Below are 1,323 nucleotides of genomic sequence, written 5' to 3'. Positions count from 1 at the left end.
AATGCCACGACTTCGGCGGTGTACTTGAGCCCCGCTACATTGTCGGCGCGGAATCACTTGACCAGTGAGCTATTACGCACTCTTTCAAGGGTGGCTGCTTCTAAGCCAACCTCCTGGTTGTCACTGCGACTCCACATCCTTTCCCACTTAGCACACGCTTAGGGGCCTTAGTCGGTGGTCTGGGCTGTTTCCCTCTCGACTACGGAGCTTATCCCCCGCAGTCTCACTGCCACGCTCTCACTTACCGGCATTCGGAGTTTGGCTGACGTCAGTAACCTTGTCGGGCCCATCGGCCATCCAGTGCTCTACCTCCGGCAAGAAACACGCGACGCTGCACCTAAATGCATTTCGGGGAGAACCAGCTATCACGGAGTTTGATTGGCCTTTCACCCCTAAACACAGGTCATCCCCCAGGTTTTCAACCCTGGTGGGTTCGGTCCTCCACGCGGTCTTACCCGCGCTTCAACCTGCCCATGCCTAGATCACTCCGCTTCGGGTCTACAGCATGCGACTCACAACGCCCTATTCAGACTCGCTTTCGCTACGGCTTCCCCCCACGGGTTAACCTCGCCACACACCATAACTCGCAGGCTCATTCTTCAAAAGGCACGCAGTCACATCACAGATCATCCGAAGACGACCTACGCTCCTACGGCTTGTAGGCACACGGTTTCAGGTACTATTTCACGACCCCTCACCGGGGCGCTTTTCACCTTTCCCTCACGGTACTGGTCCACTATCGGTCATCAGGGAGTATTTAGGCTTACCAGGTGGTCCTGGCCGATTCACACAGGATTTCTCGGGCCCCGTGCTACTTGGGATCCCCTCCAGCAGTCCAACCGATTTCGCCTACCCGGCTCTCACGGTCTCCGGCAGCCCTTCCCAGGACTTTCGACTATCAATTGGATTTATAACTGCTTGAAGAGACGGCAGCCTCTTCCAGAAGGTCCCGCAACCCCGCACACGCAACGCCTGCCGGCTAATCACACGCGTCCGGTTTAGCCTGATCCGCTTTCGCTCACCACTACTCACGGAATCACTATTGTTTTCTCTTCCTACGGGTACTGAGATGTTTCACTTCCCCGCGTTACCACCAACCGCCCTATACATTCAGGCGGAGGCAACACCCCATGACGGGTGCTGGGTTTCCCCATTCGGACATCCCCGGATCACAGTCTGGTTGGCGACTCCCCGGGGCTTAACGCAGCCTCCCACGTCCTTCATCGGCTCCTGATGCCAAGGCATCCACCGTGTGCCCTTAAAAACTTGGCCACAAAGATGCTCGCGTCCACTATGCAAATCTCAAACAACAAACAGCCACCG

1 rRNA gene is annotated in these 1,323 nt (G+C 56.5%); it reads right to left on the bottom strand.

The features are described from left to right. Nucleotides 1-1,272, bottom strand: a 23S ribosomal RNA gene (locus Pta02_RS40765); the annotation flags it as partial. Nucleotides 1,273-1,323 lie beyond the last annotated feature (51 nt).

Origin of the sequence: Paraplanobispora takensis, assembly GCF_016863195.1 — a bacterium.
GTDB lineage: Bacteria > Actinomycetota > Actinomycetes > Streptosporangiales > Streptosporangiaceae > Planobispora > Planobispora takensis.
The sequence above is the reverse complement of the archived record's forward strand: the minus strand, read 5'-3'. Positions and strand labels throughout refer to the sequence as shown.